The sequence below is a fragment of the Nocardia sp. NPDC057440 genome (assembly GCF_042802915.1).
Classification (GTDB): domain Bacteria; phylum Actinomycetota; class Actinomycetes; order Mycobacteriales; family Mycobacteriaceae; genus Nocardia.
Map to the genome: position 1 here is coordinate 86864 of NZ_JBHVDF010000016.1, position 23860 is coordinate 110723.

At 66.6% G+C, this 23860-nt stretch carries 23 protein-coding genes; 14 read left to right on the plus strand and 9 right to left on the minus strand.

All coding sequences use genetic code 11. The features are described from left to right. The first annotated feature begins 167 nt into the window (after positions 1-167). The 3 genes from ACFU4Z_RS28440 (at position 168) to ACFU4Z_RS28450 (ending at position 3886) form a co-directional block, all read left to right on the plus strand. On the plus strand, positions 168-617 hold the full coding sequence (locus ACFU4Z_RS28440; protein WP_379068656.1) for a helix-turn-helix transcriptional regulator: 450 nt from the start codon (positions 168-170) through the stop codon (positions 615-617). Between the two features lie 5 nt (positions 618-622). Further along, on the plus strand, positions 623-1033 hold the full coding sequence (locus ACFU4Z_RS28445; protein WP_379068659.1) for a VOC family protein: 411 nt from the start codon (positions 623-625) through the stop codon (positions 1031-1033). A gap of 441 nt (positions 1034-1474) precedes the next feature. Beyond that, positions 1475-3886, plus strand: a complete 2412-nt coding sequence (locus tag ACFU4Z_RS28450; RefSeq protein WP_379068662.1) for an ATP-binding cassette domain-containing protein — start codon at positions 1475-1477, stop codon at positions 3884-3886. Positions 3887-4296: 410 nt separating this feature from the next. Here the strand turns inward: ACFU4Z_RS28450 and ACFU4Z_RS28455 are convergent, their stop codons facing one another. Next, positions 4297-4737, minus strand: coding sequence for a MarR family winged helix-turn-helix transcriptional regulator (locus ACFU4Z_RS28455; RefSeq protein WP_379068665.1), 441 nt, complete (start codon positions 4735-4737; stop codon positions 4297-4299). Between the two features lie 418 nt (positions 4738-5155). Here ACFU4Z_RS28455 and rox point away from each other — a divergent pair, with 418 nt between their 5' ends. Further along, positions 5156-6583 (plus strand): rifampin monooxygenase, encoded by a 1428-nt coding sequence (gene rox / locus ACFU4Z_RS28460; RefSeq protein WP_379068668.1) that lies wholly within the window; start codon positions 5156-5158, stop codon positions 6581-6583. 190 nt (positions 6584-6773) lie between these two features. Here rox and ACFU4Z_RS28465 read toward each other — a convergent pair whose 3' ends face one another. After that, positions 6774-7886 (minus strand): hypothetical protein, encoded by a 1113-nt coding sequence (locus ACFU4Z_RS28465; protein WP_379068671.1) that lies wholly within the window; start codon positions 7884-7886, stop codon positions 6774-6776. Positions 7887-8122: 236 nt separating this feature from the next. Between ACFU4Z_RS28465 and ACFU4Z_RS28470 the strand changes: the two genes are divergently transcribed. Beyond that, positions 8123-9364 (plus strand): site-specific integrase, encoded by a 1242-nt coding sequence (locus ACFU4Z_RS28470; RefSeq protein WP_379068674.1) that lies wholly within the window; start codon positions 8123-8125, stop codon positions 9362-9364. A 208-nt stretch (positions 9365-9572) separates the two neighbouring features. Here the strand turns inward: ACFU4Z_RS28470 and ACFU4Z_RS28475 are convergent, their stop codons facing one another. Beyond that, entirely contained in the window at positions 9573-11132 is a 1560-nt protein-coding gene (locus ACFU4Z_RS28475) for an amidase (protein WP_379068677.1), read from the minus strand. A gap of 244 nt (positions 11133-11376) precedes the next feature. On the opposite strand from ACFU4Z_RS28475, the gene ACFU4Z_RS28480 reads away from it, so the two are divergent. Continuing rightward, positions 11377-11715 (plus strand): helix-turn-helix domain-containing protein, encoded by a 339-nt coding sequence (locus ACFU4Z_RS28480; RefSeq protein WP_379068863.1) that lies wholly within the window; start codon positions 11377-11379, stop codon positions 11713-11715. Here ACFU4Z_RS28480 and ACFU4Z_RS28485 read toward each other — a convergent pair. Further along, positions 11621-11932, minus strand: a complete 312-nt coding sequence (locus ACFU4Z_RS28485; protein ID WP_379068873.1) for a hypothetical protein — start codon at positions 11930-11932, stop codon at positions 11621-11623. The two genes, ACFU4Z_RS28480 and ACFU4Z_RS28485, sit on opposite strands and share 95 nt — an antisense overlap. Positions 11933-12202: 270 nt before the next feature. Between ACFU4Z_RS28485 and ACFU4Z_RS28490 the strand changes: the two genes are divergently transcribed. Further along, positions 12203-12862 carry a TetR/AcrR family transcriptional regulator gene (locus ACFU4Z_RS28490; RefSeq protein WP_379068679.1) on the plus strand — a complete coding sequence of 220 codons (660 nt, stop codon included), beginning with the start codon at positions 12203-12205 and terminating at the stop codon, positions 12860-12862. Here ACFU4Z_RS28490 and ACFU4Z_RS28495 read toward each other — a convergent pair. After that, positions 12826-13371, minus strand: a complete 546-nt coding sequence (locus ACFU4Z_RS28495) for a GNAT family N-acetyltransferase (protein ID WP_379068682.1) — start codon at positions 13369-13371, stop codon at positions 12826-12828. The genes ACFU4Z_RS28490 and ACFU4Z_RS28495 overlap by 37 nt on opposite strands. Positions 13372-13539: 168 nt before the next feature. Between ACFU4Z_RS28495 and ACFU4Z_RS28500 the strand changes: the two genes are divergently transcribed. After that, on the plus strand, positions 13540-14361 hold the full coding sequence (locus tag ACFU4Z_RS28500; RefSeq protein ID WP_379068685.1) for a transporter substrate-binding domain-containing protein: 822 nt from the start codon (positions 13540-13542) through the stop codon (positions 14359-14361). A gap of 568 nt (positions 14362-14929) precedes the next feature. Here ACFU4Z_RS28500 and ACFU4Z_RS28505 read toward each other — a convergent pair. Continuing rightward, positions 14930-16051 (minus strand): FAD-dependent monooxygenase, encoded by a 1122-nt coding sequence (locus tag ACFU4Z_RS28505; RefSeq protein WP_379068688.1) that lies wholly within the window; start codon positions 16049-16051, stop codon positions 14930-14932. A 162-nt stretch (positions 16052-16213) separates the two neighbouring features. Here ACFU4Z_RS28505 and ACFU4Z_RS28510 point away from each other — a divergent pair, with 162 nt between their 5' ends. Further along, positions 16214-17161, plus strand: coding sequence for a GntR family transcriptional regulator (locus ACFU4Z_RS28510; protein ID WP_379068691.1), 948 nt, complete (start codon positions 16214-16216; stop codon positions 17159-17161). A 28-nt stretch (positions 17162-17189) separates the two neighbouring features. Here the strand turns inward: ACFU4Z_RS28510 and ACFU4Z_RS28515 are convergent, their stop codons facing one another. Together ACFU4Z_RS28515 and ACFU4Z_RS28520 are read right to left on the minus strand one after the other, a co-directional pair. Next, positions 17190-17333, minus strand: coding sequence for a hypothetical protein (locus ACFU4Z_RS28515; protein WP_379068694.1), 144 nt, complete (start codon positions 17331-17333; stop codon positions 17190-17192). 767 nt (positions 17334-18100) lie between these two features. After that, a complete protein-coding gene (locus ACFU4Z_RS28520; RefSeq protein WP_379068696.1) occupies positions 18101-18973 on the minus strand; it encodes an SDR family oxidoreductase in 873 nt (290 codons plus the stop codon). 68 nt (positions 18974-19041) lie between these two features. On the opposite strand from ACFU4Z_RS28520, the gene ACFU4Z_RS28525 reads away from it, so the two are divergent. The 4 genes from ACFU4Z_RS28525 (at position 19042) to ACFU4Z_RS28540 (ending at position 20878) form a co-directional block, all read left to right on the plus strand. Further along, positions 19042-19419 carry a helix-turn-helix domain-containing protein gene (locus tag ACFU4Z_RS28525; protein WP_379068699.1) on the plus strand — a complete coding sequence of 126 codons (378 nt, stop codon included), beginning with the start codon at positions 19042-19044 and terminating at the stop codon, positions 19417-19419. Positions 19420-19504: 85 nt separating this feature from the next. Then, entirely contained in the window at positions 19505-19675 is a 171-nt protein-coding gene (locus ACFU4Z_RS28530; RefSeq protein WP_379068702.1) for a CopG family transcriptional regulator, read from the plus strand. 1 nt (position 19676) lies between these two features. Next, the gene (locus ACFU4Z_RS28535) at positions 19677-20021 is read left to right on the plus strand and encodes a VOC family protein (RefSeq protein ID WP_379068705.1); all 345 of its coding nucleotides are present in this window, start codon (positions 19677-19679) and stop codon (positions 20019-20021) included. 20 nt (positions 20022-20041) lie between these two features. After that, entirely contained in the window at positions 20042-20878 is an 837-nt protein-coding gene (locus tag ACFU4Z_RS28540; protein WP_379068866.1) for a class I SAM-dependent methyltransferase, read from the plus strand. A gap of 500 nt (positions 20879-21378) precedes the next feature. On the opposite strand, the gene ACFU4Z_RS28545 is transcribed toward ACFU4Z_RS28540, so the two are convergent. Next, a complete protein-coding gene (locus ACFU4Z_RS28545; protein ID WP_379068708.1) occupies positions 21379-22338 on the minus strand; it encodes a LysR family transcriptional regulator in 960 nt (319 codons plus the stop codon). A gap of 132 nt (positions 22339-22470) precedes the next feature. Between ACFU4Z_RS28545 and ACFU4Z_RS28550 the strand changes: the two genes are divergently transcribed. Then, positions 22471-23751 carry an MFS transporter gene (locus ACFU4Z_RS28550; RefSeq protein ID WP_379068711.1) on the plus strand — a complete coding sequence of 427 codons (1281 nt, stop codon included), beginning with the start codon at positions 22471-22473 and terminating at the stop codon, positions 23749-23751. Positions 23752-23860: the final 109 nt, after the last annotated feature.

Below are 23860 nucleotides of genomic sequence, written 5' to 3' on the forward strand. Positions count from 1 at the left end.
CCGATTCGTCTGGATCCCGCCGCACACGGCACTGTCACTACGCGAAGACTTCGCCGACTCCGGCCCCCAAGAGCAGCACGTGGCAGACCGGGACAGAGCGGACGCGGCGTGTGGTGGAACGTCGGCGACGCTGGTCAACTCCGGCGCGACGTGGGACGATCGCGGAAATGACCAGCAAACCCGCCACGGAACAGTATCTGCGCGACCTCGCGCGACTGCGCCGCGTCCGCGACCGGATGGACCGGGAGTACACACAGCCGCTGGACGTCGAGGCGCTCGCCCGCGACGCGCACATGTCGGCCGGGCACCTCAGCCGCCAGTTTCGCCTCGCCTACGGCGAATCGCCGTACGGCTACCTGATGACGCGGCGTATCGAGCGCGCGATGGCACTGCTGCGTCGTGGTGACCTCAGCGTCACCGAGGTCTGTTTCGCGGTCGGCTGCCAGTCGCTGGGCACCTTCAGCACTCGCTTCACCGAGCTGGTCGGAATGTCGCCGAGCACCTACCGGCGCGAGGCGGCGCTCGCGACGGCGGGGATGCCGTCCTGCGTGGCGAAACAGGTGACCAGACCGATCAGGAATCGAGAAGCGCAGGTCGCCGACCCGCAATTAGCCTGATTGCCATGGACATCACCATTCACTCGAGCTTCCTGCCCCAGGACGACCCGGACGCAGCCCTGGCCTTCTACCGCGACACCCTCGGCTTCGAGGTCCGCAAAGACGTCGGATACAACGGGCTGCGCTGGATCACCGTCGGCCCGGCCGACCAGCCCGGAACCTCCATCGTCCTGCATCCGCCAGCCGTCGACCCCGGCATCACCGACGACGAGCGCCGCACCATCCTCGAGATGATGGCCAAGGGCACCTACGGCGGCATCCTCCTGGCTACCAAGGACCTCGATGGCACCTTCGAGCGAGTGCAGGCCAGCGACGCCGAGGTGGTTCAGGAGCCGACCGAGCAGCCGTACGGGGTTCGCGACTGTGCGGTCCGCGATCCTGCGGGCAACCTGGTCCGCATCCAGGAGCTGCGCTGAGCCGTCCGGCGATCGCAGGCCACGACCTGCACAGACCGCACGTGAACGAGCCTGTGCACGAGGCAGCGGCGACCGTCATAGGCACCGAGAGAAAACGTGCCGGTGCGGCTTGCATGACCGACGAGCGCTACCCACGCTTCCGGGTGTGGCGTCGCAACACCGAGCATCAGCCAACCAACGGAAATCCGGCAGCCGCACTCACCGGGGCCACGCCGTAGCGCTGATTCCGCATCTGCCCGCGTCGCGTCGAGGCTCGGCGCGTTCGACGAGAGGCTCGACCGCGAGCGGATGTGACGGCCGCCGGTTGGTCCGATGAGCCGATGACTCGGCCGGGCGCGCCGACGAGGGATAACCAAACGCACTGATCGAAGCCTGATTAGATCGAGCAAGGCCACGACGACGGAGACCGCCAACACGGCCCGCGCAACAGATGGAGACACGATGACCACGGCCACGAGGACGAAAACGAAGTCGCCCGCCCCGCACGCTGCCGACAGCCACGATCTGATCCGCGTGCACGGCGCGCGCGTGAACAACCTCCGGGACGTCAGCATCGAGATCCCCAAGCGCAGGCTGACGGTGTTCACCGGTGTCTCCGGCTCGGGCAAGAGCTCGCTGGTCTTCAGCACCATCGCCGCGGAGTCGCAGCGGCTGATCAACGAGACCTACAGCGCCTTCGTGCAGGGCTTCATGCCAACGCAGGCGCGGCCCGAGGTCGACGTGCTCGAAGGGCTGACGACCGTGATCACCGTCGACCAGCAGCGGATGGGCGCCGACCCCCGCTCCACGGTCGGGACCGCCACCGACGCGAGCGCGATGCTGCGCATCCTCTTCAGCCGACTCGGGCAGCCGCACATCGGCTCGCCCCAGGCGTTCTCCTTCAACGTCGCCTCGATCAGCGGAGCGGGTGCGGTCGCCATAGAACGCGCCGGACGGACCGTGAAGGAGCGGCGCAGCTTCAGCATCACCGGCGGCATGTGCCCGCGCTGCGAAGGCCGGGGCATGGTCTCCGATATCGACCTCACCCAGCTCTACGACGACTCCAAGTCGCTTGCCGACGGCGCGTTCACCATCCCGGGCTGGAAGTCGGACAGCTTCTGGACGGTGCGGGTCTACGCCGAGTCGGGCTTCGTCGACCCGAACAAGCCGATTCGCAAGTACACCAAGAAGGAACTCAACGACTTCCTCTACAAAGAGCCGACCAAGGTGAAGGTCGACGGCGTCAACCTCACCTACGAGGGGCTGATCCCCAAGGTGCAGAAGTCGTTCCTCGCCAAGGACCCCGACGCGCTGCAGCCGCACATCCGGGCGTTCGTGGACCGGGCGGTCACCTTCACCACCTGTCCCGAATGCGGTGGCACCCGGCTCAGCGAGCTGGCCCGCTCCTCGCGGATCGGCGGGATCAACATCGCCGACGCCTGCGCGATGCAGATCAGCGACCTCGCCGAATGGATCCGCGGCCTCGATGAGCCTTCGGTCGCGCCGTTGCTCGCCGCGCTGGGGCACACCCTCGACTCGTTCGTGGAGATCGGGCTGGGATATCTCTCGCTCGAACGGCCGTCGGGCACACTGTCGGGCGGTGAGGCACAGCGCGTCAAGATGATCCGCCACCTCGGGTCGGCGCTCACCGACGTCACCTACGTCTTCGACGAGCCCACCATCGGGCTGCATCCACACGACATCCAGCGGATGAACGACCTGCTGCGCCAACTGCGGGACAAGGGCAACACGGTGCTCGTCGTGGAGCACAAACCGGAGACGATCGTGATCGCCGACCACGTCGTCGACCTCGGCCCCGGTGCCGGTACCGGAGGCGGCACCGTCTGCTTCGAGGGCACCGTCGAAGGACTGCGAGCCAGCGGCACCATCACCGGCCGCCATTTCGACGACCGCGCCGCCGTCAAAGAGACTGTGCGCAAGCCCACCGGCACGCTGGAGATCCGCGGCGCGACGACACACAACCTCCAGGACGTCGACGTCGATATCCCGCTCGGGGTGCTCTGCGTCGTCACCGGCGTCGCCGGCTCCGGCAAGAGCTCGCTCGTGCACGGGTCGATCCCCCGCGGCGTGGATGTGGTGTCGGTCGACCAGGGCGCGATCCGCGGCTCGCGGCGCAGCAACCCGGCGACATACACCGGATTGCTCGACCCGATCCGCAAGGCGTTCGCGAAAGCCAACGGCGTGAAGCCCGCGCTGTTCAGCGCCAACTCCGAGGGCGCCTGCCCCAACTGCAACGGCGTCGGGGTGATCTACACCGACCTGGCGATGATGGCCGGTGTCGCCACCACGTGCGAGGAGTGCGAGGGGAAGCGGTATCAGGCGTCGGTGCTGGAATACCACCACGGCGGCCGCGACATCAGCGAGGTGCTGGCGATGTCGGTGACCGAGGCCGAGAAGTTCTTCGGCGCCGGCGACGCGGGCATACCGGCCGCGCACGCCATTCTCGGCCGGCTCGCCGACGTCGGGCTCGGCTACCTCAGCCTCGGCCAGCCGCTCACCACGCTGTCCGGCGGCGAGCGGCAGCGGCTCAAGCTGGCCACTCACATGTCGGAGAAGGGCGGCGTCTACGTTCTCGACGAGCCGACCGCGGGTCTGCACCTCGCCGACGTCGAGCAGTTGCTCGGCTTGCTCGACCGCCTCGTCGACTCCGGCAAGTCGGTCATCGTCGTCGAGCACCATCAGGCAGTCATGGCGCACGCCGACTGGATCATCGACCTCGGCCCCGGCGCCGGCCACGACGGCGGCCGGATCGTCTTCGAAGGCACCCCCGCCGATCTCGTCGCCGCCCGTTCCACCCTTACCGGCGAGCACCTCTCGGCCTACGTCGGCACCCGACCGGTGCTACCACGATAGGGACACCGGCCACCGCCGTGGCGCTCGTGGCCGGTGCCGGGTTGCCTCGTTCGACAGAAGCCTTCAGAGCCGATAACGGCTCCTGTCGGCACCGGACGGAAGATCTCGGCAGACGCGGACCGCTGCCGTCGGCACCTTCGCCGACAAGTAGTGGCCGAAATCACCTGCCAGATCGGCTATTCCGGCCCCGGGACGATGGAACCGGGGTTGGCGCTGAGATTGATCTTGATCGAATTGCACAGGGCAGGACTCCGTGTCGGGATTCCCTGGAAGATCGCTGGTCGCTGGCGAGGGGCGGCTACCCTCCGTCGGGTGCGGTTTTTCGTCGGGCCGGTCAGTCCGGCGATGCCGCGACGCCAAGGCGTCGTGGCCAGCCGTCAAGTCGCTTTACTGAGGCTCGCCGGCCCTCCTCACCCCCGTTGGTGATGTGTGAGCAGTCGAGTGAGCAGGCGGGTCAAGTTCTTTCTGTCCTCGGCCGGAAGCGGTCCGAGTAGGTCGTCCTGCACCTTGTCGAGCGCTCGGTCCATTCGTCGCAGTTGCCGGTCGCCCGCCTTGGTGAGGGTCACGATGTTGCGTCTTCGGTCGTCCGGGTCCGGGGTCCGCTCGACGAAACCCTGCTCGGACAGTTCGTTGATCGCCGCCACCACGTCGCTGCGGTCCATGCTGCACCGGCGACCGAGCTCGGCCTGGCTGGCGATCCCGAACTCGTCCAGCGCGGCCAGAATGCGGTAGTGGTACCCACGCGCACCCACCTCGCCGAAGCTGTCGGAGGCCAACCGGTGGGCGTGCACTGCCAACTGGGTCAGCAGCCAACTCGGCTTCGCGGTCAGGCGTGCGGGTGTCTGTTCCACGACAGCCACCCTACATTGTTGGCGCAGCCAATGAATACCCATATAGTTGGCGGTGCCGATATCAGTGGCGCCACGAAATGTGGCGCTATGTCCACGGAGACTCTGATCGCCGACCGTATCGAGATCGCGGAATCGTCGTTCACAGCGGACGACAAAAGAAATAGCAAGGAGCTTGTCAACTCCCTGCCACTCTCAACATATAGCGCACCGGGGGCCTTGCGGCAAGACCGGGGTCGTGCTGCAGAATCTCCAGCCGAAGCCAGAACCTGCGGAATCAGGGATTCGCGAAGTACGTGAGTTTTGTCGGACGTGTAGGTCTCGCGGGGTGTCGAACCGCCGGTGGGACTCACGGTGCGGTTGCCGCCGGACTACGCGGAGCAGTTGGCCGAAATGCAACCTTGTCGAATGAGGGGTTTTCATGATCGACGTGATCGTTGCCGGTGGTGGACCGACCGGCTTGATGCTGGCCGGCGAGTTGCGGCTGCACGGCGTGCACGCGCTCGTGCTGGAGAAGGAGGCCGAGCCGACCAGGCATGTCCGATCGCTCGGCCTGCACGTGCGCAGTATTGAGGTGCTGGACCAGCGCGGTCTGCTGGAGCGGTTCCTCGCGCACGGCAAGCAGTACCCGGTCGGCGGCTTCTTCGCCGGCATCGAAAAGCCGCGGCCCGACCGGCTGGACACCGCACATCCGTACGTCCTCGGCATCGCGCAGCCCGTCACCGAGCGCCTGCTGGCCGAGCACGCCAGCGAGCTCGGCGTCGAGATCCGGCGCGGCCGCGAACTGGTCGGGCTGAGCCACAACGAGGACGGGGTGACCGTCGAGCTGGCCGATGGCACGCGGTTGCGCTCGCGCTACCTCGTCGGTTGCGACGGCGGCCGCAGCACGGTGCGCAAGCTGCTCGGCGTCGGCTTCCCCGGCGAGCCCACCCGGGTCGAGTCGTTGCTGGGCGAGATGGAGGTGGCCGCGCCGCCGGAGACGCTGGCCGCCGTGGTGGCCGAGGTCCGCAAGACCCACAAGGGGTTCGGCGCCGGGCCCTCCGGGGACGGGGTGTACCGCGTCGTCGTGCCCGCCGAGGGGGTGGCCGAAGACCGGTCGGTCCCGCCGACCCTCGAGGAGTTCAAGCAACAGCTGCGGGTGTTCGCCGGCACCGACTTCGGCGTGCACTCACCGCGTTGGCTGTCCCGCTTCGGCGACGCCACCCGGCTGGCCGAGCGCTACCGGGTCGGCCGGGTGCTGCTGGCCGGCGACGCGGCGCACGTCCACCCACCGCTGGGCGGGCAGGGCCTCAACCTCGGCGTCCAGGACGCGTTCAATCTGGGCTGGAAACTGGCCGCCGAGGTCAATGGCTGGGCACCAGAGGGGCTGCTGGACAGCTACCACACCGAACGGCACCCGGTAGCCGCCGACGTGCTGAACAACACCCGCGTGCAGTCCGAGCTGATGTCCACCGAGCCGGGTCCACGGTCCGTGCGCCGACTGCTGTCGGAACTGATGGACTTCGAGGAGGTGAACCGGTACCTGACCGAGAAGGTCACCGCGATCGGGGTCCGCTACGACCTCGGCGAGGGTCACGAACTGCTCGGCCGACGGCTGCGGGACATCGGGCTGAAGCGGGGGCGCCTCTACGAGCTCATGCATGGCGGCCACGGACTACTGCTGGACCAGACCGGTCTGCTCTCGGTGGCGGGCTGGGCAGACCGGGTCGACCACGTCGTCGAGGTCAGCGAGGAACTGGACGTGCCCGCGGTGCTGCTGCGGCCGGACGGCTACGTGGCGTGGGTCGGTGAAGACCAGCAGGATCTGCTCGGCCAGCTGACCAGGTGGTTCGGCGCTGCCGTGCGCTGAGCACGCAGTTGGGGGCGGAAGGGCGCAACACCTATCTCCGGCCGAGTTCGGCGCGTTCCGGTGCCGTCCCGCCAGCTCGAAGCCCCCGGCGAACAACGCCGACCCAGCAAGATCAATCTCAGCGGGACTTCCCTATCCGAAGTCGGGGACGTTCCAGCACACCAGCTTCGGTTCCCCGGTCCCGCGTCGGCTACTGCGCTCCGGGTGCGTTCGCCGCGCCTGCGCGCCGCGCCTGGGCGAGCAGCTCGTCGAGCTGGGCTTCGGCGCGTTCGGCGCGGGTCAGGGTTTGGGTGCGGGCTTCGTCCAGGGCTTCGATGCGGTGGGCCGCCTCGGCGCGGGCCTTGTCGATGGCGGTCGCCGCTTCCGTGCGCACCACGGTGAGCTCCGCGATCGCCGTGCGGCGCGCCTGCGCCAACTCGGTGCGCGTCGCATCGAGTTCGGCGCGGACCCTGCGCCATTCCTCGCGCGCTTCGTTGGCTGCTTCGACCCGTTCCGCGGCGGCCTTTTCCGCTCGTTCGGTCGCGCGTTCGGCATCCGCGGCCCGCTGGACGGCAAGATCGCGTTCGGACTGCGCGGATGCCACCCGCGCCGCCGATTCACGTTGGGTGTGTCCGATTTCTGTGTCGGCGCGCCGCTGTGCCTGTTGCACCTGTTCGGCGGCGTCCTGCCGGATCCGCTCGATTTCCTCGGCGGCTTCGCGGCGTGCGGTGCGGATTTCGGCTTCGGCGTCGCTGCGGGCGGTGAACACGTCGTCGGCAGCTTGCCTGGTGATGCGTTCGACCTCGCGCAATGCGTCGTCGCGGGCCGTATTCGCCACGGCGACCAGACTTTCCGCGTGCTCGGCGGCGCCAGCGGCATCTTCTGCTGCGGCGTCGGCGATCGCCTTGGCTTCCTCGGCGTCGCGTCGGGCCTGCTCGGCGGCGACGCCGGCCATCTCGGCCTCGGCGATCCTGCGGGCCGCATCGGCCTGAACGGCCTGGACCTGCGCTTCCGCGATGGAAGGGTCGGCCAGCGTGGACAGTTCGGCAACGGCGGTGTTCAGGGTGGTGCCCAATTGTTCTGCCAATCCACGGAACTGGGCGAGCAGCTCGTCGGCGCGTAAGCGGGCGACAGTCACCGGGCCCTGTGGCGTCACTGTGACGGAAGCCGTCGTGGAGTCCGACTCCTGCTGTTGCCGTTGACGTTCGCGCCAGGCTCGCCATCGCGTGTGCTCCGGATGGTCGCAGTATTCCGACGGGCGGCCGGGGCCGCCGCCGCGAGTGATGGGTCGGGGGCAGCCGGGGTAGTTGCATACGCTGGACACGCTGGAATCGTAGCGTTTGTTTCGTCCGATCCAACGTATTAGGACGAAACGAAATGCGTGTCGCCTCACTACGTCCCATTCCGCGACACGAGATCCTGACCGCCGATAAGTGAACCTTATCGGCGGTCAGGCTCCGCTAGAGTTATCGATTGCCGGTGTAGGAGTTCCGTTTTCGTTTGGTTGATACCGACGAAACGAAACTGCTACGGAATCATGGAAAACTAGGGAGCTGATTCGTGGACGATCGAACCGCTGTTGTCGCGGTACCGGACTCGGTGCAAGCCGAACTGCGCAAAGGAGTCCGCAGCGTCCTGATCGACGCTGCCGCACTCCGATTGGTGCGCGAACGCTTCGACGACAACCAAGCGGGATCGCTACGCCGATACCTCGAGGCATCCCAATCCGCGAATACCCTGCGTGCCTACCGCACCGACTGGATCGCCTGGGCTGCCTGGTGCGCGGCAGAAAATAGGCAGGCCCTGCCCGCAGACGCCTTGGACGTCGCGGTGTATTTGGCCGCTGCCGCCGACGCGCGACGTCACACCGATCCAGCCACATTGCGTCACAGTGACAGCGAATCCGAGTCCCAGCACTGGGCTTTCAGCGCCGCCACCCTCGAACGCAAAGCCGCCGCGATCGCCGCCGTCCACGCCGCCAACGGACTGCCCTCCCCCACCCGCTCCGACGTGGTTCGCCTGACCCTGCGCGGCATTCGCCGCACCCGCCGCACCCAACCCACGCGCAAACGCCCCGTCCTGTTGCACACCCTCGAACAGTTACTGGCCGGTCTACCCGAACCGGGCTGGCCGACCGAACCCGCCCGCCGCCGCGACACCCTCGCGCTGCTGGTCGGATTCGCCGGTGCATTACGCCGCAGCGAACTCGCGGGCCTGCGCATCACCGACATTCGCGTACACCTCGACCATCACACCGGCGAACCCCTCCTGCTGGTCCAGCTGCCGACCACCAAAACCGACCCGACCGGCATCAGCGAACAACGCGTCGCGCTGCCCCGTGGCCAACGCCCGCACACCTGCCCCGTCTGCGCGTTCGCCGACTGGATACACCTGCTCGAAGCCCATGCCGCCTACGGCGCCGGAGGACTGCACGCCTGGCTCGCCGATACCCCACCGACACCCCCGGACATCCATCGCTGCCACGGCTTTCAAGGCACCACCCTCACCGACCAACCTCTGTTTCCCACCATCACCCGCCACGGTGGCATCGCCGCACGCCCCATGTCCGGGCGCGCCATCGCCGAACTCGTCAAGCGCTACGCCGCCCGCGCAGGCCTCGACCCCGCCCTCTTCTCCGGCCACTCGCTGCGCGCAGGCTTCGCCACCCAAGCCGCACTCGGCGGCGCGAGCGACCGCGAAATAATGCGCCAGGGCCGCTGGTCGAACCCCCGCACGGTGCACGGCTACATCCGCACCGCAAACCCGTTGGAAGACAACGCCGTCACCAAACTGGGCCTGTGACCAGTCTTTTGAGATGAATTGCATTGAACGCAACACTGCACATTGTCGCGATAGATATTGCGGTGCAGGTCGACCGGCATTCGCACTCCAGCGTGTCACCGCCGGAATGGCGGGTCTACCAGGGGAATTCCGCCGTTCCGCGAACAAGACGCAACAATGTTGTGTTCATGCAACGCCATGGAGAGGGCTGACGTGCCGGTGGTGCGCCCTATTTCGGTGCTTGGAAGCCGCCGATCGTCTGCTCGAGCAGTTCGGCCAGCCGCAGCGGGGTGCGGTCCTCGAACATCGGACCGATGAGCTGCACTCCCACTGGTAGGCCCTCGGGGGACCGGCCGGTGGGTATGGCGGTGGCGGGCAGGCCGGGCATGGTGGCCACGCCGGCCCAGACGAGCTGGTCGAAGTACGGGTACTCGACACCGTCGATGTCGATGTGCCGGTTCTCGAGACCTCCGTTGTGGTCGTGCGGGAAGGCGGGAGTGGGCGTGATGGGGCACACCACGGCATCGAACTCGGCGAAGAGCTGCCGCCAGCCGTGGCGGTGGAGTTCGCGACGGTTGTTCGCCTCGACCCAGTCGCGGTGGCTGAGCACCATGCCGCGCAGCCGCGCCGCATCGAGACTCCGGTCGTCCGCGCTCAGGGCCGCGGCGCGGGTCTGCAGCTGTTCGTACACGTCGACGGGAATACCTGCGGCGGCGTTCGACAGCATCAGCAGCATGTAGAGCGTCGCCGCTTCGGTCGGATCGGGCAGCAGCGGACTGCGCCGTTCGACGCGGGCGCCCTCGTCGACGAGCGCCTCGGCGACCCGGTTCACGCCCGCCCGCACCGCCGATCCGGTCGGAATGAGCGGATGGTCCTCGATGATCAGGACACGGAAGTCCGACAGCCGCTCGTGGCGCGCGGGCGGCAGTGCGACGTCGTAGGCGACGCCGTGGGTCAGCGGGTCAGGTCCGGCCATCACATCGAGCAGGAGCGTGAGGTCGCGGGCGGTGCGCGCCATCGGACCGACGACGGCGAGGTCGAGATCGGTCGGCAGTGCCGGCGCGGGCGGCGCGACCATGCCACGGGTCGCCGCCAGCCCGACTGTCGGCTTGTGTGCGTAGATACCGCAGAAATGCGCGGGGGTGCGCAGCGAGCCGGCGAGGTCGGAGCCGATGGACAGCGCGCCGAATCCGGACGCCAGGGCCGCGGCCGATCCGCCGGAGGATCCGCCCGACGTGCGCTCGTGATCCCACGGGTTGTTGGTGGTGCCGTAGATCTCGTTGAAGCTCTGGATATCTCGCAGCATCAACGGCACATTGGTCTTCCCGAGCACGACCGCGCCGGCCGCCTTCAACCGCGACACCTGTACCGCGTCCTCGGTCGGTACGTAGTTCGCGTGTTGCGGCATGCCCCAGGTAGTGGGCAGCCCGGCCATGTTGTAGGACTCCTTGACCGTCACCGGAATGCCGAGCAGCGGCCGGTCCTCGCCGCGGGCGCGCGCCTGGTCGGCCCGGCTTGCGGCGGCCCGTGCGCGGTCGAAATCCGGTACACAGATCGCGTTGATCGCCTTGTCGTCGCGCTCGATACGAGCGATCGCCTCGTCGGTCAGTTCCACCGAGGTCACGTCACCAGCATGCAGGGCGGCCGCGAGTTCTTCCGCCGACTGAAGATTCCATTCCATGAATCCGACGCTATCGGCCTGCCGGAGAGGACATAAAATGCCGCTTCGCACAACGAGAAAGTCGAACGGACCACGTGCACCGGTGAAGTCACACGCGCGTTCTGCCATCGAGGACGTTCCGCCCCAGGTCACAGTATCGGCAGCGGGCCAACTCCATGAGCACAGGGCATAAGAATGCCGCGCCGTGCAACGGGATAGATGTCTCAATACTCATCATGTTCCTGCCCCGGCCACAGACTATTCGCCCGACCACTGGCCATGACGACGCGCGGCCGGATCGGTGTCGGCCTGGAAGTTCAGGAGACCTTCATCGGACACCCCGCAACTTTCCTCGACTGCGATCGACGCCGCGATGTACCTGCACCGCAACACGGTTCGCCACCGGCTTGTTCGCATCTCCGGGCTGACCGGGCCGGACCTCGACAGCACAGACGACTCGATCGTCACCTGTGGCTCCTCAACCGCGCCCGACCCGAACGCACGCGGGTTGATGTGCGCAAGCGCAGCCGGGGCAGCACAGAGTAGGAGCCGACTAGCGGCCGGTATGACTCGAACCGCTTGCGGAGGTCGACAGAGTTGCCGGCGCCGCAGGCATCTCACTCACCACCGCCACCGCCACAGCCCCCTCCACCGCAACCACCCCCGCCGCTGCAGCCGCCGTCTCCACCACCACTGCAACCGCCACCGTTGATGTAGCTACCGAGTGCGGCGCCGCCGCCGGCCTGCGCCGCCCGAGCCCGGCCCGCAGCAGTCCACGACTCGGCACGTTTCCGCTGACGAAGGAAACGGACACCACTGACCCCCACCAACACGACCGCGATGAAGAAGGCAACGCCGCCCGCGACGGGATAGAACCCCACCAGCACAGCGCCCGCGAGCACAAAGACAACGGCCATCAATACATACATCAGAACTTCCCCCTCCCAAGCAGTGCACTCAGTTTACCGGGTGCCTCCGACAGATCCATGAAATAGCCTGCGGCACTTGGATGATCAACTCGGTGTCGGCACGCTATGTCCTGCATCACGACAACCCGCTCGATGCGCCGATCACGATCGCGCTAGACCATGCGTCGGCTAGTGTCAATCGGACACTCGACTGGTTGTATTCGGGGGAGGTTTGGACATCCGGCCGACTGGGCACTGTACCGAGAGGTATAAAAACGTGGAGGTAACGCGATGGTGGGCGGACGGCCCCGACAGTTCGACCCCGATGCCGCCCTCAACCGGGCGATGGACGTGTTCTGGCGCCAAGGATACGAAGGCACAGCACTCTCGGACCTGACCGAGGCGATGGGTATCAACCGCCCCAGCCTCTACGCCGCGTTCGGCAACAAAGAAGACCTCTTCCGCAAAGTCCTCGACCGCTACATCGAAGGCCCCCGCGCGTTCGCGACACACGCATTGAATCGCCCCACCGCGGTCGAGGTCGCCGAAGCACTGATGTCCGGCACGATCGCACTCACCGCGGGCCCGAACACACCCCGCGGCTGCCTGCTCGTCAGTCACGCACACGCCTGCGGCCCCGACACCGACACGATCCGGGCCGAAGTCATCGCACGGCGCACCAGCAGCACCGCGGCACTGTGTCACCGCCTCGAACGCGCCCGCGCCGAGGGCGACCTTCCGATCGAAGCCGACCCGAAAGCCCTGGCCTACTTCGTCACAGCCATCATCGACGGCATCGCCACCCAAGCCGCCAACGGCTGCAACCACGAAGACCTCCGCCACATCTCCGAACTCGCCCTGCGCATGTGGCCGGCCCGAACCCCCGTCTGGGCCGCGGACCTCAGTCGTCCGCTCTACCGAAGTCGGCCCGTGCGCGCGGCGACTTCGTAAACAAACTCCACACCATCGACCGGGTCGAGCTGCTCACCCACCCGCACGAAGCCGTACCCGCTGATCAACGCCAGAGACGGTTGGTTGTCCTGGCCGATCGACGCACGAACAACACGCACGCCAGGCGCACGCGCGGCCCGATCCAGCAACACCTCCAGCGCGGCCCGCGCATATCCGCGCCGCCGAAACCGCGGATCGATGGCGTACCCGACTTCGACCATCCCGCGCGCATCCGGCGGACCGTGATACCCGGCGCACCCCACACAGACTCTCCGCTGCCGGTCCAGCACAACACCCGTCGTCCACGCCGCTACCGCCGAGTCCGCCCGAACCTGCTCGTAGCGCAACCCCCACGTCCGCCGAAGATCCGGTTCGGTGAGATACGCGGTGATCGGCAGCCCAGAGGTCCGCGCAGCGGCACCCACGTCACCATCGGCGAGCGCTCGCAGTGTCGACAACTCCGGCGAAACCACCTCCACCAGAACTACCGCCCGCGATTGTCCGTTCATCACCACTCCTTCGCGCCGAACATCGTGACGTCTCGTAGTGTCCGCGCGATTCAGCAGCGGGCCACAGCATTTTCGTGCTTTCGTCCAAGAAGCGCCGACAGCGAGGTTCCCGGCACCGGGCCGACAAAGATCGGGGCCCGCACACCCTCGGCCGGTAATCTCCTCAGGATGCTCGGACAACACACGCGTACGCGCCTTCGGCGAATCACGGCCCTCGTCGCCGGTTGGACAGCGGTTGCCGTAGTGGCGATCCCCGCGACGGCGCAGGAACCGGGCCGATCGCCCGCCGCAGACGCATTGCGTGTGTGCACGCCGGGGGACTATCCGCCGTATTCGGTGGGCGACGGCGCAGGCGGATACGTCGGGATCGACATCGAACTCATCCGAGGCTTCGCCGATGTGCTGCACCGCCCGATCCGGTTCATCCCGGTGACCTGGGCAACGCTGGCAACAGATTTCGCGCCGCAGCAGTGTGATGTCGCGATCGGCGGAATCTCCGACCTGCCCGCACGCCTCGGGTTCTCCGACTTCTCGATCTCCTACGGCACCGATGGGAAGGCCCCGATCACCCGGCGTTCGAGCGGCGCCGACTACGCCACGATCGAGCAGATCAATCAACCCGGCGTGCGGGTGATCGCGAACCGCGGTGGCACCAACGAGGCATTCGCACGCAAGAACTTCCCCGACGCCCAACTGACTCTGTGGCACGACAATCTCACCCTCTTCGACGAAATCGATCAGGGCCGGGTGGATGTTTTCGTCACCGACTCCGTCGAAGGCCGATACCGCGTCCGCAGCCACTCCGGTCTGCAGGTCCTGCACCCCGAGCGCCCATTCGACTCCTTCCAGAAGGTGTTCCTGCTGAAGAAGAACGACCCCATGCTGGCCACAACCGTGAACGCATGGCTGGCAACCCAACTCGCCACCGGGGCCGTCGATCGCTCCTTCGCCCGATGGATCGGCGACCACGCGCCTCTCAGCGGCAACTGAGAGAAACCCGTTGGAGATCGGATCGCAGCGATCGCGCATCGACAGGACGCGGCTTCCTGCGAACAACGTTGCCCCACAACACTCAGCTGTGGCGCATCAGACCTTTCCGGTGCCTTCGCGGTCCTGGGGTTAGTGGCGCATCCGGCCGGAATCCGGCGCTAAGACCGCGACCTGGGGTTGAGACCGCCTGACCTGTTTGGCGAATCACGGGCGTCGTTGTGGCGCTGGTGGTTTCCTGTGCGGCTGTGCGTGATGAGGGCGCTGCTGAGTACGGCCGTTTCGGTACGTTGTCGCGGGTGGAGCTGGAACGCTTCTTCCACCTCGACGGCGGTTTCGCCTTCGCCGCCCGGCCACATCCCTGGCTTTCTGCTCGGAGTCCGCCGAGAACTCGCGACAGTTGAATACGCGAGCTCACCAGTCTGGCGGCGCTGGACCGCCAGGTTGCGGCTCTTCGTGCATCGTCGTCACGATTTGAGGCGGGCCCTGAACAGTGGCAGGCAATCCGCCAGCCCGGTCACCTCTACGCGCCGATGGGTTCCCATCGGGCGCAGCCTCCTCGCGTGCCCCGCTAGTCGATGAGTGCGTCGAGGTCGATCGCGTTCTTCGCCTCGTCTGTCCGGCGTGTGGACTCGGCGGGGTCGACCGTCTGGCGGTCGATCTGGGCCAGCGCCTGATTGATCTCCACGAATGGGCGCATGCGCCGTTCGTAGCGGGCGAACGCTGTCGAGTGGTCGCTGGTGCGGCCGAGTTCGTATGCGAGGATGTAGGCGCCGACGAGGGCAAGACTGGTGCCTTGGCCCGAGAGCGGGGCGGCGCAGTGCGCGGCGTCGCCGACGAGGGTGACGCGGCCTTCGGACCAGGTGTTCATTTTGATCTGGGCCATGGAGTCGAAATAGAAGTCCTCGGCCTTCCACATACGCTCGATGAACCCGGGCACCTCCCAGCCGAAGTCTGTGACGTGGTCGGCGACGAGTTGCTTCTGGGCCTGGACGTCGTGGTAGTCGTACTCGATCGGCTCGGAGCCGAAGCCGAGGTAGATGCGCAGTTCGCTGTCATCGCGGACGCTCATGACGGCGCCGCCGATGACCCCGTCGTTGAACCAGGTCTGCCAGTGGTCGAGGCCGAGGTAGTTCTCCTCGCTGAATACAGAGAGGTAGGTGCCGAGGTGGTGGCTGTACTGGGATTCGGCACCGAAGACGAGCCTGCGGGTGTTGGAGTGGCTGCCATCGGCGCCGACGACGAGGTCGAAGCGGCGGGGTTCGGCGTGCTCGAATTCGACGGTGACACCGTCGGTTTCCTGATGGATGGCGGTTATCGAGTCGCCGAAGAGGTATTCGACGCCGGCGTTCTGTTCGTGCATGAGGTCGACGAGGTCTTCGCGGAGGATCTCGATGTCGTCCGAGTCGAGGTTGCCGGAGGAGAGCGCGAACTCCTCGGATCGGAAGATCTCGTTGCCTTCGCGATCCAACATGGACATGCCGTTGGAGTGGTTCTTCAGCGCGATGGCCTTGTCTTCGAGGCCCATCCGCCGCAGGACGGTGAGGGCCGCGCCGCGGACATCGATGGCCTGGCCGCCGCGGCGCAGAGCCGGAGCGCGTTCGACGACGACGGGGGTCATGCCCTGCTCGCGCAGCCAGTAGGCGAGGGCGGTGCCGGCGACGCTGGAGCCTGAGATGAGGACGGTGGTCATTGTGGTTTCTCCCGTTACGCTGTATTTACCTGACTGTCGATAGCGTAGAAAACATGACTCTGACGTGCGAATACACGCCATAACTGACCTAGTGCAGACCCGAGCGGGAGGGGCGGCGGAGGCTAGGATCTGTCGTAGTACAGAACTGAGGGAGGGGCTGCCGTGTCTGAGCCGATCGAGCCGCCATACGTGCGCATCGCTGCCGAGCTGACGAGGCGCATTACCGAGCGGAAGCTGTCCGCTGGGGACAAAGTGCCGTCGACTCGACAGGTCGCCCAAGAATTTGGTGTGGCGCTCGCCACAGCAACGAAGGCCCTGGACGTCTTGAGGAGCGAGGGGCTGGTTATCACCCGTCCGCGCTCGGGAACGGTGGTCGCACCGAGGCGCGCGGGTAACTCAGGTGAGCCCGTAACAGAACTCACCCGCGAACGCGTTCTCGCGGAAGCCGTCTCGATCGCTGATGCCGAAGGGCTCGAAGCGGTCTCGATGCGTGCGGTGGCCGGGCGCTGCGGGGTCGCCCCGATGACCCTGTACCGGTTCGTCGAAGGCAAGGATGAACTGCTGATGGCCATGTCCGACAGCGTCTATGGCACCCCATCCTTCGAGTTCGCCGAGTCGGAGCCGTGGCGGACCCGCGTGGAGGCCGTGGCCACCGCGCTGTGGCGGGTGCACCGAGCCCACCCGTGGCTGGGGCTGGTCCACCCGCTGACCCGCCCGCTGCCGCTGCCGAATCTGTTGGGCATCAGCGACCGGCTCCTCGGATCCCTCGAAGTCCTCGGGTTACCGCCGAAGCTCCAGTTCGACGTACACGTCCTGGTCTACAGCCACATCGTGGGTCTGGCCTCGAACTTCGAGCGCGAGGATATAGCCGTTTCCGACACGGGCCTATCCTCTGAGGAGTGGACCGACCTCCAGTATTTGCCCCCTGTCAACGACAAAAGCATCATGAATCGCTACCCGCACTTCGCGAAGTTGTTCGGCCACTTCGGATCCCTGCCGTACGGCTATGACATGGATCTCGACGAGATGTTTCAACTGGGCCTGAACCTTCTCCTCGACGGCGTCGAAGCCCTGGCTGCCCGCCTCGCAGCCAAGGGGGCCCAAGGGTAGTGTGAACGGCCAGTTCAGCTGCTGGGGATCACGGTCCGGGCGAGCAGAGTTTGGCCATCACGTTCCAGTCGGGCAGCGGCGGGGGTTCGGCGCTCCACTGTCCTGCGGCCTCAGCGGATGCTGTGCGAAGTTCGGTGAGGATGGTGCCGAGGCGATGGCGGATGTCAATCATCTCTCCAGGGCCGGGGTGAACTCTGAAGCATCAGACAGGTATCGACGGAAAAAGGGCCGCAAACGGATGACGCCGCGGAGCGGGCAACTCCCGGCGTCTGACGAGTGATTTGGCAGATCTAGCCCGCGAGCGGATGTGCTTCATGTCCCGGCGCCGGGCCGCGATCAGCTTGTGGTCCTCGTCATCGCGGTGGAAAAACCGCTCGAGCTCGGTTCGGGACAACACCGAACCGGCCATCTGCCTCCGCGTCCTCATCACGCACAGGCGCACATGAAACCATTAGCGCCACAACCACGCTCACGGTTTCCGAATCAAAGCAACCGGTCCGCCCTCGTCAGCGCTGTCTAGCTCCGGATCCCGAAGGCTTAGCGCCGGATCCCGTTCAGTTACACCACTACTGCCGTTTCTAGCCGGACGTGTGCCGCGGCAACGACGAGGTCGTGCTCACTATCGATGCGGGCGGTCGATACGCCATCGAGCAATCCGGTGAAGGTCGCGTTCGCTCGGCGCCGGAACTCATCGCGTGTGCGAACGTGATCGGTCGGTGTCGGCCAGGTGAGTTCGACCGACCCCTTCAGCGCGAGCCGAGGGAGCGGCGATTCAGTCCGCGCGTCGGTTGACCGAGGAGAAGATCGGTCAGGCTGTGGCCTGGTAACGGGGTGGGGAGTCCCTTGCTCCGGTGGCCGCGCGGTTCGGTGTTGTAGCGGTGGCATGACTGCACCGTGCGGCCCGGTCGAAGTGGCTGGGCCGCACGGTCGGTGGAGTGGTCAGGCACCGAAGTCGGCGCGGTGGTCGGTGGCCCACTCGGCCAGGGTGCGTCCGGGCTTGCCGGTCACGGCGGTGGCGGGACGTACCTGGTCGGGTGTGGTGAGGGTGTCGCTCCAGTAGTCGAGCAGCATCTTCATGATCGGCTGCGGGATGAATTGCGCGGTCTCGGCGCGGAATTCGTCGGGGGTGATCTCGGTCAGTGGGATCTCTCGGCCGAGTGTGGCGCTGATCGTGGCGACCTGCTCGGTACGGGTGAGCGCCTGCGGGCCGGTGATCGGGATGGTCTGGCCGATGTGGTCGTCGGACAGCAGCGTCTCGGCGGCGGCCTCGGCGACGTCGTGTTCGTGGACCGGTGCTTGCGCGGATGCCAGGTACGGTGCTCGGATGGGCGCGCCCGAGCGAATCTGCCACCGCCATTCGAGCAGGTTGTTGGCAAAGGTGCCGGGGCGCAGGATCGTCCACGCGTCGGTGCGATCGGTGACGGCGGCTTCCACGGCGCTGTGGTGTAGCTGGCTTGCCGAGCCACGGTCACGGGGAAATTCCATCGCCGCGGCCAGCGAGGACAGGACCGTGAAGCGGTGCACGCCGGCGGCGACGGCCGCGTCGAGGAAGGCGTCGATGTCGCGCGCAGGGAAGATGAAAGCACGATCGACGCCCTGGAAGACATGCTGACCGAAGGTCGAGGCGTCGGCGAGGTCACCCGCGACTACTTCGACCGCCTCGGGCAGGTTCGCGTCCTCGGGTTTGCGGGTCACAGCACGGACTGCCGCGCCGCGGGCGAGGAGGGTGGTGACGAGGTGGCGACCGACGGTGCCGGTCGCGCCGGTGACGAGAACGGTCGGGCGGGAGGGGCGAATCTCTGTGCTGCTCATGACATGAATACTTCCGGTAAAGCCCATGTCGCCACATCACGAGAATTCGTTATTTCCTGCTCCCTTCTATGGACGTGAGCGCTAGGGAGAGCACGACCCGATGCAGGCCCTATCCAGACTCGAGACACACCGGACGCAGGCGGAATCCACGCGGGACGACGTCAGTTCGCAGCTTCGCCAGACGGTTCGTCGCCGAAACCGGGACTGCACCGCACAGCCGGCCGATCCGGCAGCGGGTACCGCGCGCCCGACACCTGTTGGAGGAGAACGACATCGGTGTGGAACAGATCGCCGAACGAGTCGGCTTCCTCTCCGCGCTGATGCTACGCGGGCACTTCCGGCGCATCATCGGCCTGGCGCCGACCGAATACCCGCCCGCCGCTTCGCCGACAACCACGCAGCGCACGCCGGAAACCTTCTGCCCGAAGCTTCGCGGAGCCGGCTAGTCCCATCCGGGGGTCCGAGTGGGGCTCAGTCGTGCGACGATCGCGGCGCTGGCGGCTAGATTACTAGCATGCTAGCATTTGCGTTGTGGGCGACGAGGATGTGAAGCAGTTCAACGTCTATCTCCCGATCGGGCTGATCAAGCAGGTCAAATATCAGGCGATCGAGTCGGGAATGTCATTGTCGGCACTGGTCGCCGACGCGCTGCGGGCATACCTCGACGACACCCACCGGCAGTCATCGTCGGGAAAGGATTGATATGACGACCGAAGGTATCGAGGCCGTGCTCCTGGAAACCCACAACTGGGGCAAGACGGCCAAGTTTCTGCAAGAGCTCGGATTCGAGGTGGAGTTCGAGACCGACCACAACTCGGGCCAGTTCCGCAACGGTGACGGTCCCTGCGTTTTCGTCGCCGAAGTCCCTCTGGCTCGGCAGCCGCGCACGCAGCTGGTTGTGAAGGTCGCCGGCACGCACAACCGCCCCGGCGGCGAGGTCGATATCGTCACCGAGTTCGAGCAGACCCACTACGGGACCCAGGAAATGACCGTCCGCGACCCGGACGGGCGGCTCTGGAGTCTGCAAGCACCGGCGGGCCAGCAGTGATCGCCGTGCCGGACGAGCAGATCGCCCCGGACAGCACCGCCGTCCGGGTCGCGCTGTGGCGGGCGATGCACGTGCAGATCGATTCGCCCCCTTACGTTTTCCGCGACGAGATAGGTCTGCGGCTGGCCTCGCCCGAGGACGGTTGGCGAAGTCGCCCGGATATGGACCCGCAGACCACCAGCCAGATGCGAGCGGGCATCGTGTCCCGGGCCCGTTTCATCGAGGACCTCCTCGCCGAACAAATCGAGCGTGGCGTGGATCAGTACGTTCTCCTCGGGGCCGGACTGGACACCTTCGCACAGCGCAGCCCCGAGCTCGCCGCACGCCTGACGGTGTTCGAGATCGACCAACCCGGCCCCCAAGCATGGAAGCGACAACGCCTCACCGAGCTCGGATACGGCGTCCCGGAATGGTTACGACTGGTACCCGTCGATTTCGAAGTGGACTCGTGGTGGGAGCGGCTGACCGCCGCCGGTTTCGACCCGGACCGTCCGGCGGTCGTGGCATCCACCGGCGTCTCCATGTACCTCACCACAGAGACGAATATCGCGACCCTGCGCCAGATCGCGAAGCTCGCGCCCGGCTCCACTCTGGCCACGACATTCATGCTGCCGCTCGAACTCGTCGGCCCCGACGAACAGCGACTGCGCCGGTATGTCGAGCAGGGCGCCCGCGCATCGGGCACTCCGTTCCTCAGTTTCTTCGGTCCCGACGAGATGGTGGCGCTGGCCGCGGACGCGGGTTTCGCTACCACCCGACATATTTCGCCCAACGACATCAACCGCCGCTACTTCACCGATCGCGACGACGGTCTGCGCCCCACCGAATCGGAGCAGATCCTGGTGGCGACGTCCTAGTCTGGATCAGTAGTTCGAAGCCGCACCGTCCGAACAACATTCGCCACCCCCTGCCTCCCGGCACGCGGGCTCATTACCCGGCGAACGCCGATACCGTGCCCATTCCGGCGGGCGCGGTATCGGCACAACCGTGCGCTGTGGGTGACCGGTCCAGGCCGGAGCCCGGTGACGGGCTCAGCTCACCGCTTTCTTCACAAGCAGGAACCCGACCTGCCGCTCAGCGCCCCTTACCTCAGCGGCGGCGGAACGAGGCCGCCTGCGCCCGATTGGATGCTCATCCACGTCGGTCTGCCACTTCAGTCTGTGGGAGGCTGTCGGCGAATCCGGCGTCCCGGCAGCAATCGCCGAGAAGCAACGGATAAGGCGTATTCGCTGGTGCGAGTGGCGACACTACGGGGTTGGCTTACCGAGATGTCGGTAGATGGTGGGCCGGGTGACGAAACTCGGCGGAGATCTGGGCGACGGTGCAGCGGCGGCAGCCAGACTGCGCCCACTGCCGATCAGCTGGACGTCGCCGTGGCGCGCGGGATGCGCTGCGCCCATTTCGGTATCCAGACCTCGGTGTCGGGTGGGTCGGCTCGTCTGGAGTCGAGGTGGTCGCGGAGTTCGATGAGCGCGGGATGCGGATTGTCGTCGCGCCAGATTATTGACATCGGGTAGACCGGCGTCGGGTGACGCACCGGTATACGCCGCAGGTCGTAGCTGTCTGGCCACAGATACCGCGAGCCTTCGCCGATCAGGGTCGCCAGGTCCGACGAGTCGGCGATCTCGTCCAACAGGGCCTCCTTCGCGAAGACAGGGCCGAGCACGTCGATGGTGAACCCGAAGGTAGTGGCGAGTTCGGCGTAATAGTCGGTCACTTCGCCACGGGCAGCAAGGCCGGGCATCCAGATTCGGTGTCCGGACAGTTGCCAGGGCGTGACGGCGTTGGCGTTGGCGAGCGGGTGGCGAGGGCCGACGAGCAGCTGGTGCGGCTCGTCGATCACTCGGGCAGTGCTGATCGCCTTGGGCAGATGCTGCTGCGGGGGGACGGCGTGGAAGGTGGCATCGATCGTTCCAGCTTCGACAGCGGCGATCGCTACATCGACGTCGGCATCGAGGGTGACAATGTCCAGCTCGATATCAGGATGCGCGCGGTGGAAGTCATGGAGGACCACTGCCGTTACGACGCGGCGGGCGACAACATCGACGCGTAGCGCGCGCCGGCCAGGGCGCACGGAAGCGTCGGCGCGCTCTGCGACCCGAAGCAGTTCGCGGGCATGGGGCAGAAATGCCTGGCCGTCGATCGTGAGCTGGGCGCCGCGGGCCATGCGGGCGAACAAACGCACATCCAGGTATTTCTCCAGAGTCGCGATGCGCTTGGAGACCGCCTGCTGAGTGATCGACAGCGCCGCGGCAGCTTCCTGGAACTGGCCCTCGTCCGCAACGACGACGAAGGTGCGCACGGCGTTGAGATCCACGCGGCAAACCCTACTCGCACAACATACGGTTGTGGCTCGCCGCTGGCTCCGTTGTTTGATTCCGCCTGCTCGGCCTTGCTTTGATCACAGCGATCAACAGCGAGTTGTTCGAAGCAGGAGGTACGGATCTTGGTGGCCAGACGATCGCTGGGCCGGCAGTTCGGATGGCTGTGGATGTCCTACGCAGTCAGCGCCTACGGCTCCGGGCTCGGATTCGGCGCGTTACCGCTGATCGCCGTGCTGGTGTTGCACGCCGGCCCCGTGCAGGTGTCCGCGCTGTCAGCGGTGGGGCCCGCGATGGGCGCGCTGATCGCGCTGCCGCTCGGGCCCTGGGTGGAGTTTCGCCGCAAGCGACCGGTGATGATCACGATGGACCTGGCGCGGTTCGCGGTCATGATGACGATCCCGCTCGCCTACGCCTTCGGCCGGCTGAGTTTCGTCCAGTTGATGGTCGTCTCGGCCGTGCTCGCCGCGGCCAAGATCGCCTTCAATGCGGCGAGCGGCGCCTACCTCAAGACCCTTGTCCGGCCCGCGGACCTGCTCGTGGCCAATGCCCGGTTCGAGTCGACGACGTGGAGTTCCATCGCCGTCGGGCCGCCACTGGGCGGGGCGGCGATCGGCCTGTTCGGGCCGGTCACCACCGTGATGGCCGACGCGCTGAGCTACCTGCTCTCCGCGCTGGGCGTCACGGCGATTCGCGACCGAGAAGAACACCCACAGCGAACCGACAAGCGCCAGGTCCAGGCCGGCGAGTTGCTCGACGGCTGGCGGCACCTCCTGGCTCATCCCGGCTTACGGGCGCTCTACCTCAACCAGCTGCTCGTCAGCGGACTGATCATGGCCACCGAGCCGCTGTTGGCCGTGCTTCTGCTCCGCCAGCTCGGATTCCCACCCTGGCAGTACGGTCTCGCCTTCGCTGCCCCCTGCGTCGGCGGACTCATCGGCTCACGCCTTGCCAGCCGTGTCGTGGCACGATTCGGCCAACACCGGGTCCTCCGTACAGTCGGCACGCTGCGCGCGGTCTGGCTGATCGGCCTCGCGTTCGTCCAGCCCGGTGTCGTCGGCCTCGCGACTGTGATCGCTGTCGAGCTCGCGATCATCACCAGCATGAGCCTCTACAACCCGGTGCTCGCCACCTACCGACTCGAGCACACACCCAAAGACCGCATCGCCCGCACCCTGACAGCCTGGTCGATCAGCAGCAGCGCCTCCATCGCCATCCTCAGCGCGCTCGGCGGACTGCTCGCCTACGCCACCAGCTCACGCACGGCTATCACGGTCGCAGGACTGCTGATCCTCGCCAGCCCACTACTGCTACCCCGCCGCCAGGATTCCGCACTGACACCCGACCTCGCGGTGGCAACAGCCCATGCCCAACCACAGACAGCGGTCGGTTCGCATGAAGCGGAGTAACGGGCCGCCGACAGCTTTCAGAGGCAAACCACGCGACAACAGTAAAGAACTGTCCCCGGACCACACATCAGACATCGCGGCTCAGCCGCCCATGCAGAAAAAGGCACAA

Excerpts from the sequence above, each read along its gene's own strand:
- ACFU4Z_RS28440 (WP_379068656.1), top strand. The coding sequence starts at position 168 with ATGACCAGCAAACCCGCCACGGAACAGTATCTGCGCGACCTCGCGCGA.
- ACFU4Z_RS28445 (WP_379068659.1), top strand. The coding sequence starts at position 623 with ATGGACATCACCATTCACTCGAGCTTCCTGCCCCAGGACGACCCGGAC.
- ACFU4Z_RS28450 (WP_379068662.1), top strand. The coding sequence starts at position 1,475 with ATGACCACGGCCACGAGGACGAAAACGAAGTCGCCCGCCCCGCACGCT.
- rox (WP_379068668.1), top strand. The coding sequence starts at position 5,156 with ATGATCGACGTGATCGTTGCCGGTGGTGGACCGACCGGCTTGATGCTG.
- ACFU4Z_RS28475 (WP_379068677.1), bottom strand. The coding sequence starts at position 11,132 with ATGGCAGAACGCGCGTGTGACTTCACCGGTGCACGTGGTCCGTTCGAC.
- ACFU4Z_RS28480 (WP_379068863.1), top strand. The coding sequence starts at position 11,377 with ATGTACCTGCACCGCAACACGGTTCGCCACCGGCTTGTTCGCATCTCC.
- ACFU4Z_RS28485 (WP_379068873.1), bottom strand. The coding sequence starts at position 11,932 with ATGTATGTATTGATGGCCGTTGTCTTTGTGCTCGCGGGCGCTGTGCTG.
- ACFU4Z_RS28490 (WP_379068679.1), top strand. The coding sequence starts at position 12,203 with ATGGTGGGCGGACGGCCCCGACAGTTCGACCCCGATGCCGCCCTCAAC.
- ACFU4Z_RS28495 (WP_379068682.1), bottom strand. The coding sequence starts at position 13,371 with ATGAACGGACAATCGCGGGCGGTAGTTCTGGTGGAGGTGGTTTCGCCG.
- ACFU4Z_RS28500 (WP_379068685.1), top strand. The coding sequence starts at position 13,540 with ATGCTCGGACAACACACGCGTACGCGCCTTCGGCGAATCACGGCCCTC.
- ACFU4Z_RS28505 (WP_379068688.1), bottom strand. The coding sequence starts at position 16,051 with ATGACCACCGTCCTCATCTCAGGCTCCAGCGTCGCCGGCACCGCCCTC.
- ACFU4Z_RS28515 (WP_379068694.1), bottom strand. The coding sequence starts at position 17,333 with ATGATTGACATCCGCCATCGCCTCGGCACCATCCTCACCGAACTTCGC.
- ACFU4Z_RS28520 (WP_379068696.1), bottom strand. The coding sequence starts at position 18,973 with ATGAGCAGCACAGAGATTCGCCCCTCCCGCCCGACCGTTCTCGTCACC.
- ACFU4Z_RS28525 (WP_379068699.1), top strand. The coding sequence starts at position 19,042 with ATGGACGTGAGCGCTAGGGAGAGCACGACCCGATGCAGGCCCTATCCA.
- ACFU4Z_RS28535 (WP_379068705.1), top strand. The coding sequence starts at position 19,677 with ATGACGACCGAAGGTATCGAGGCCGTGCTCCTGGAAACCCACAACTGG.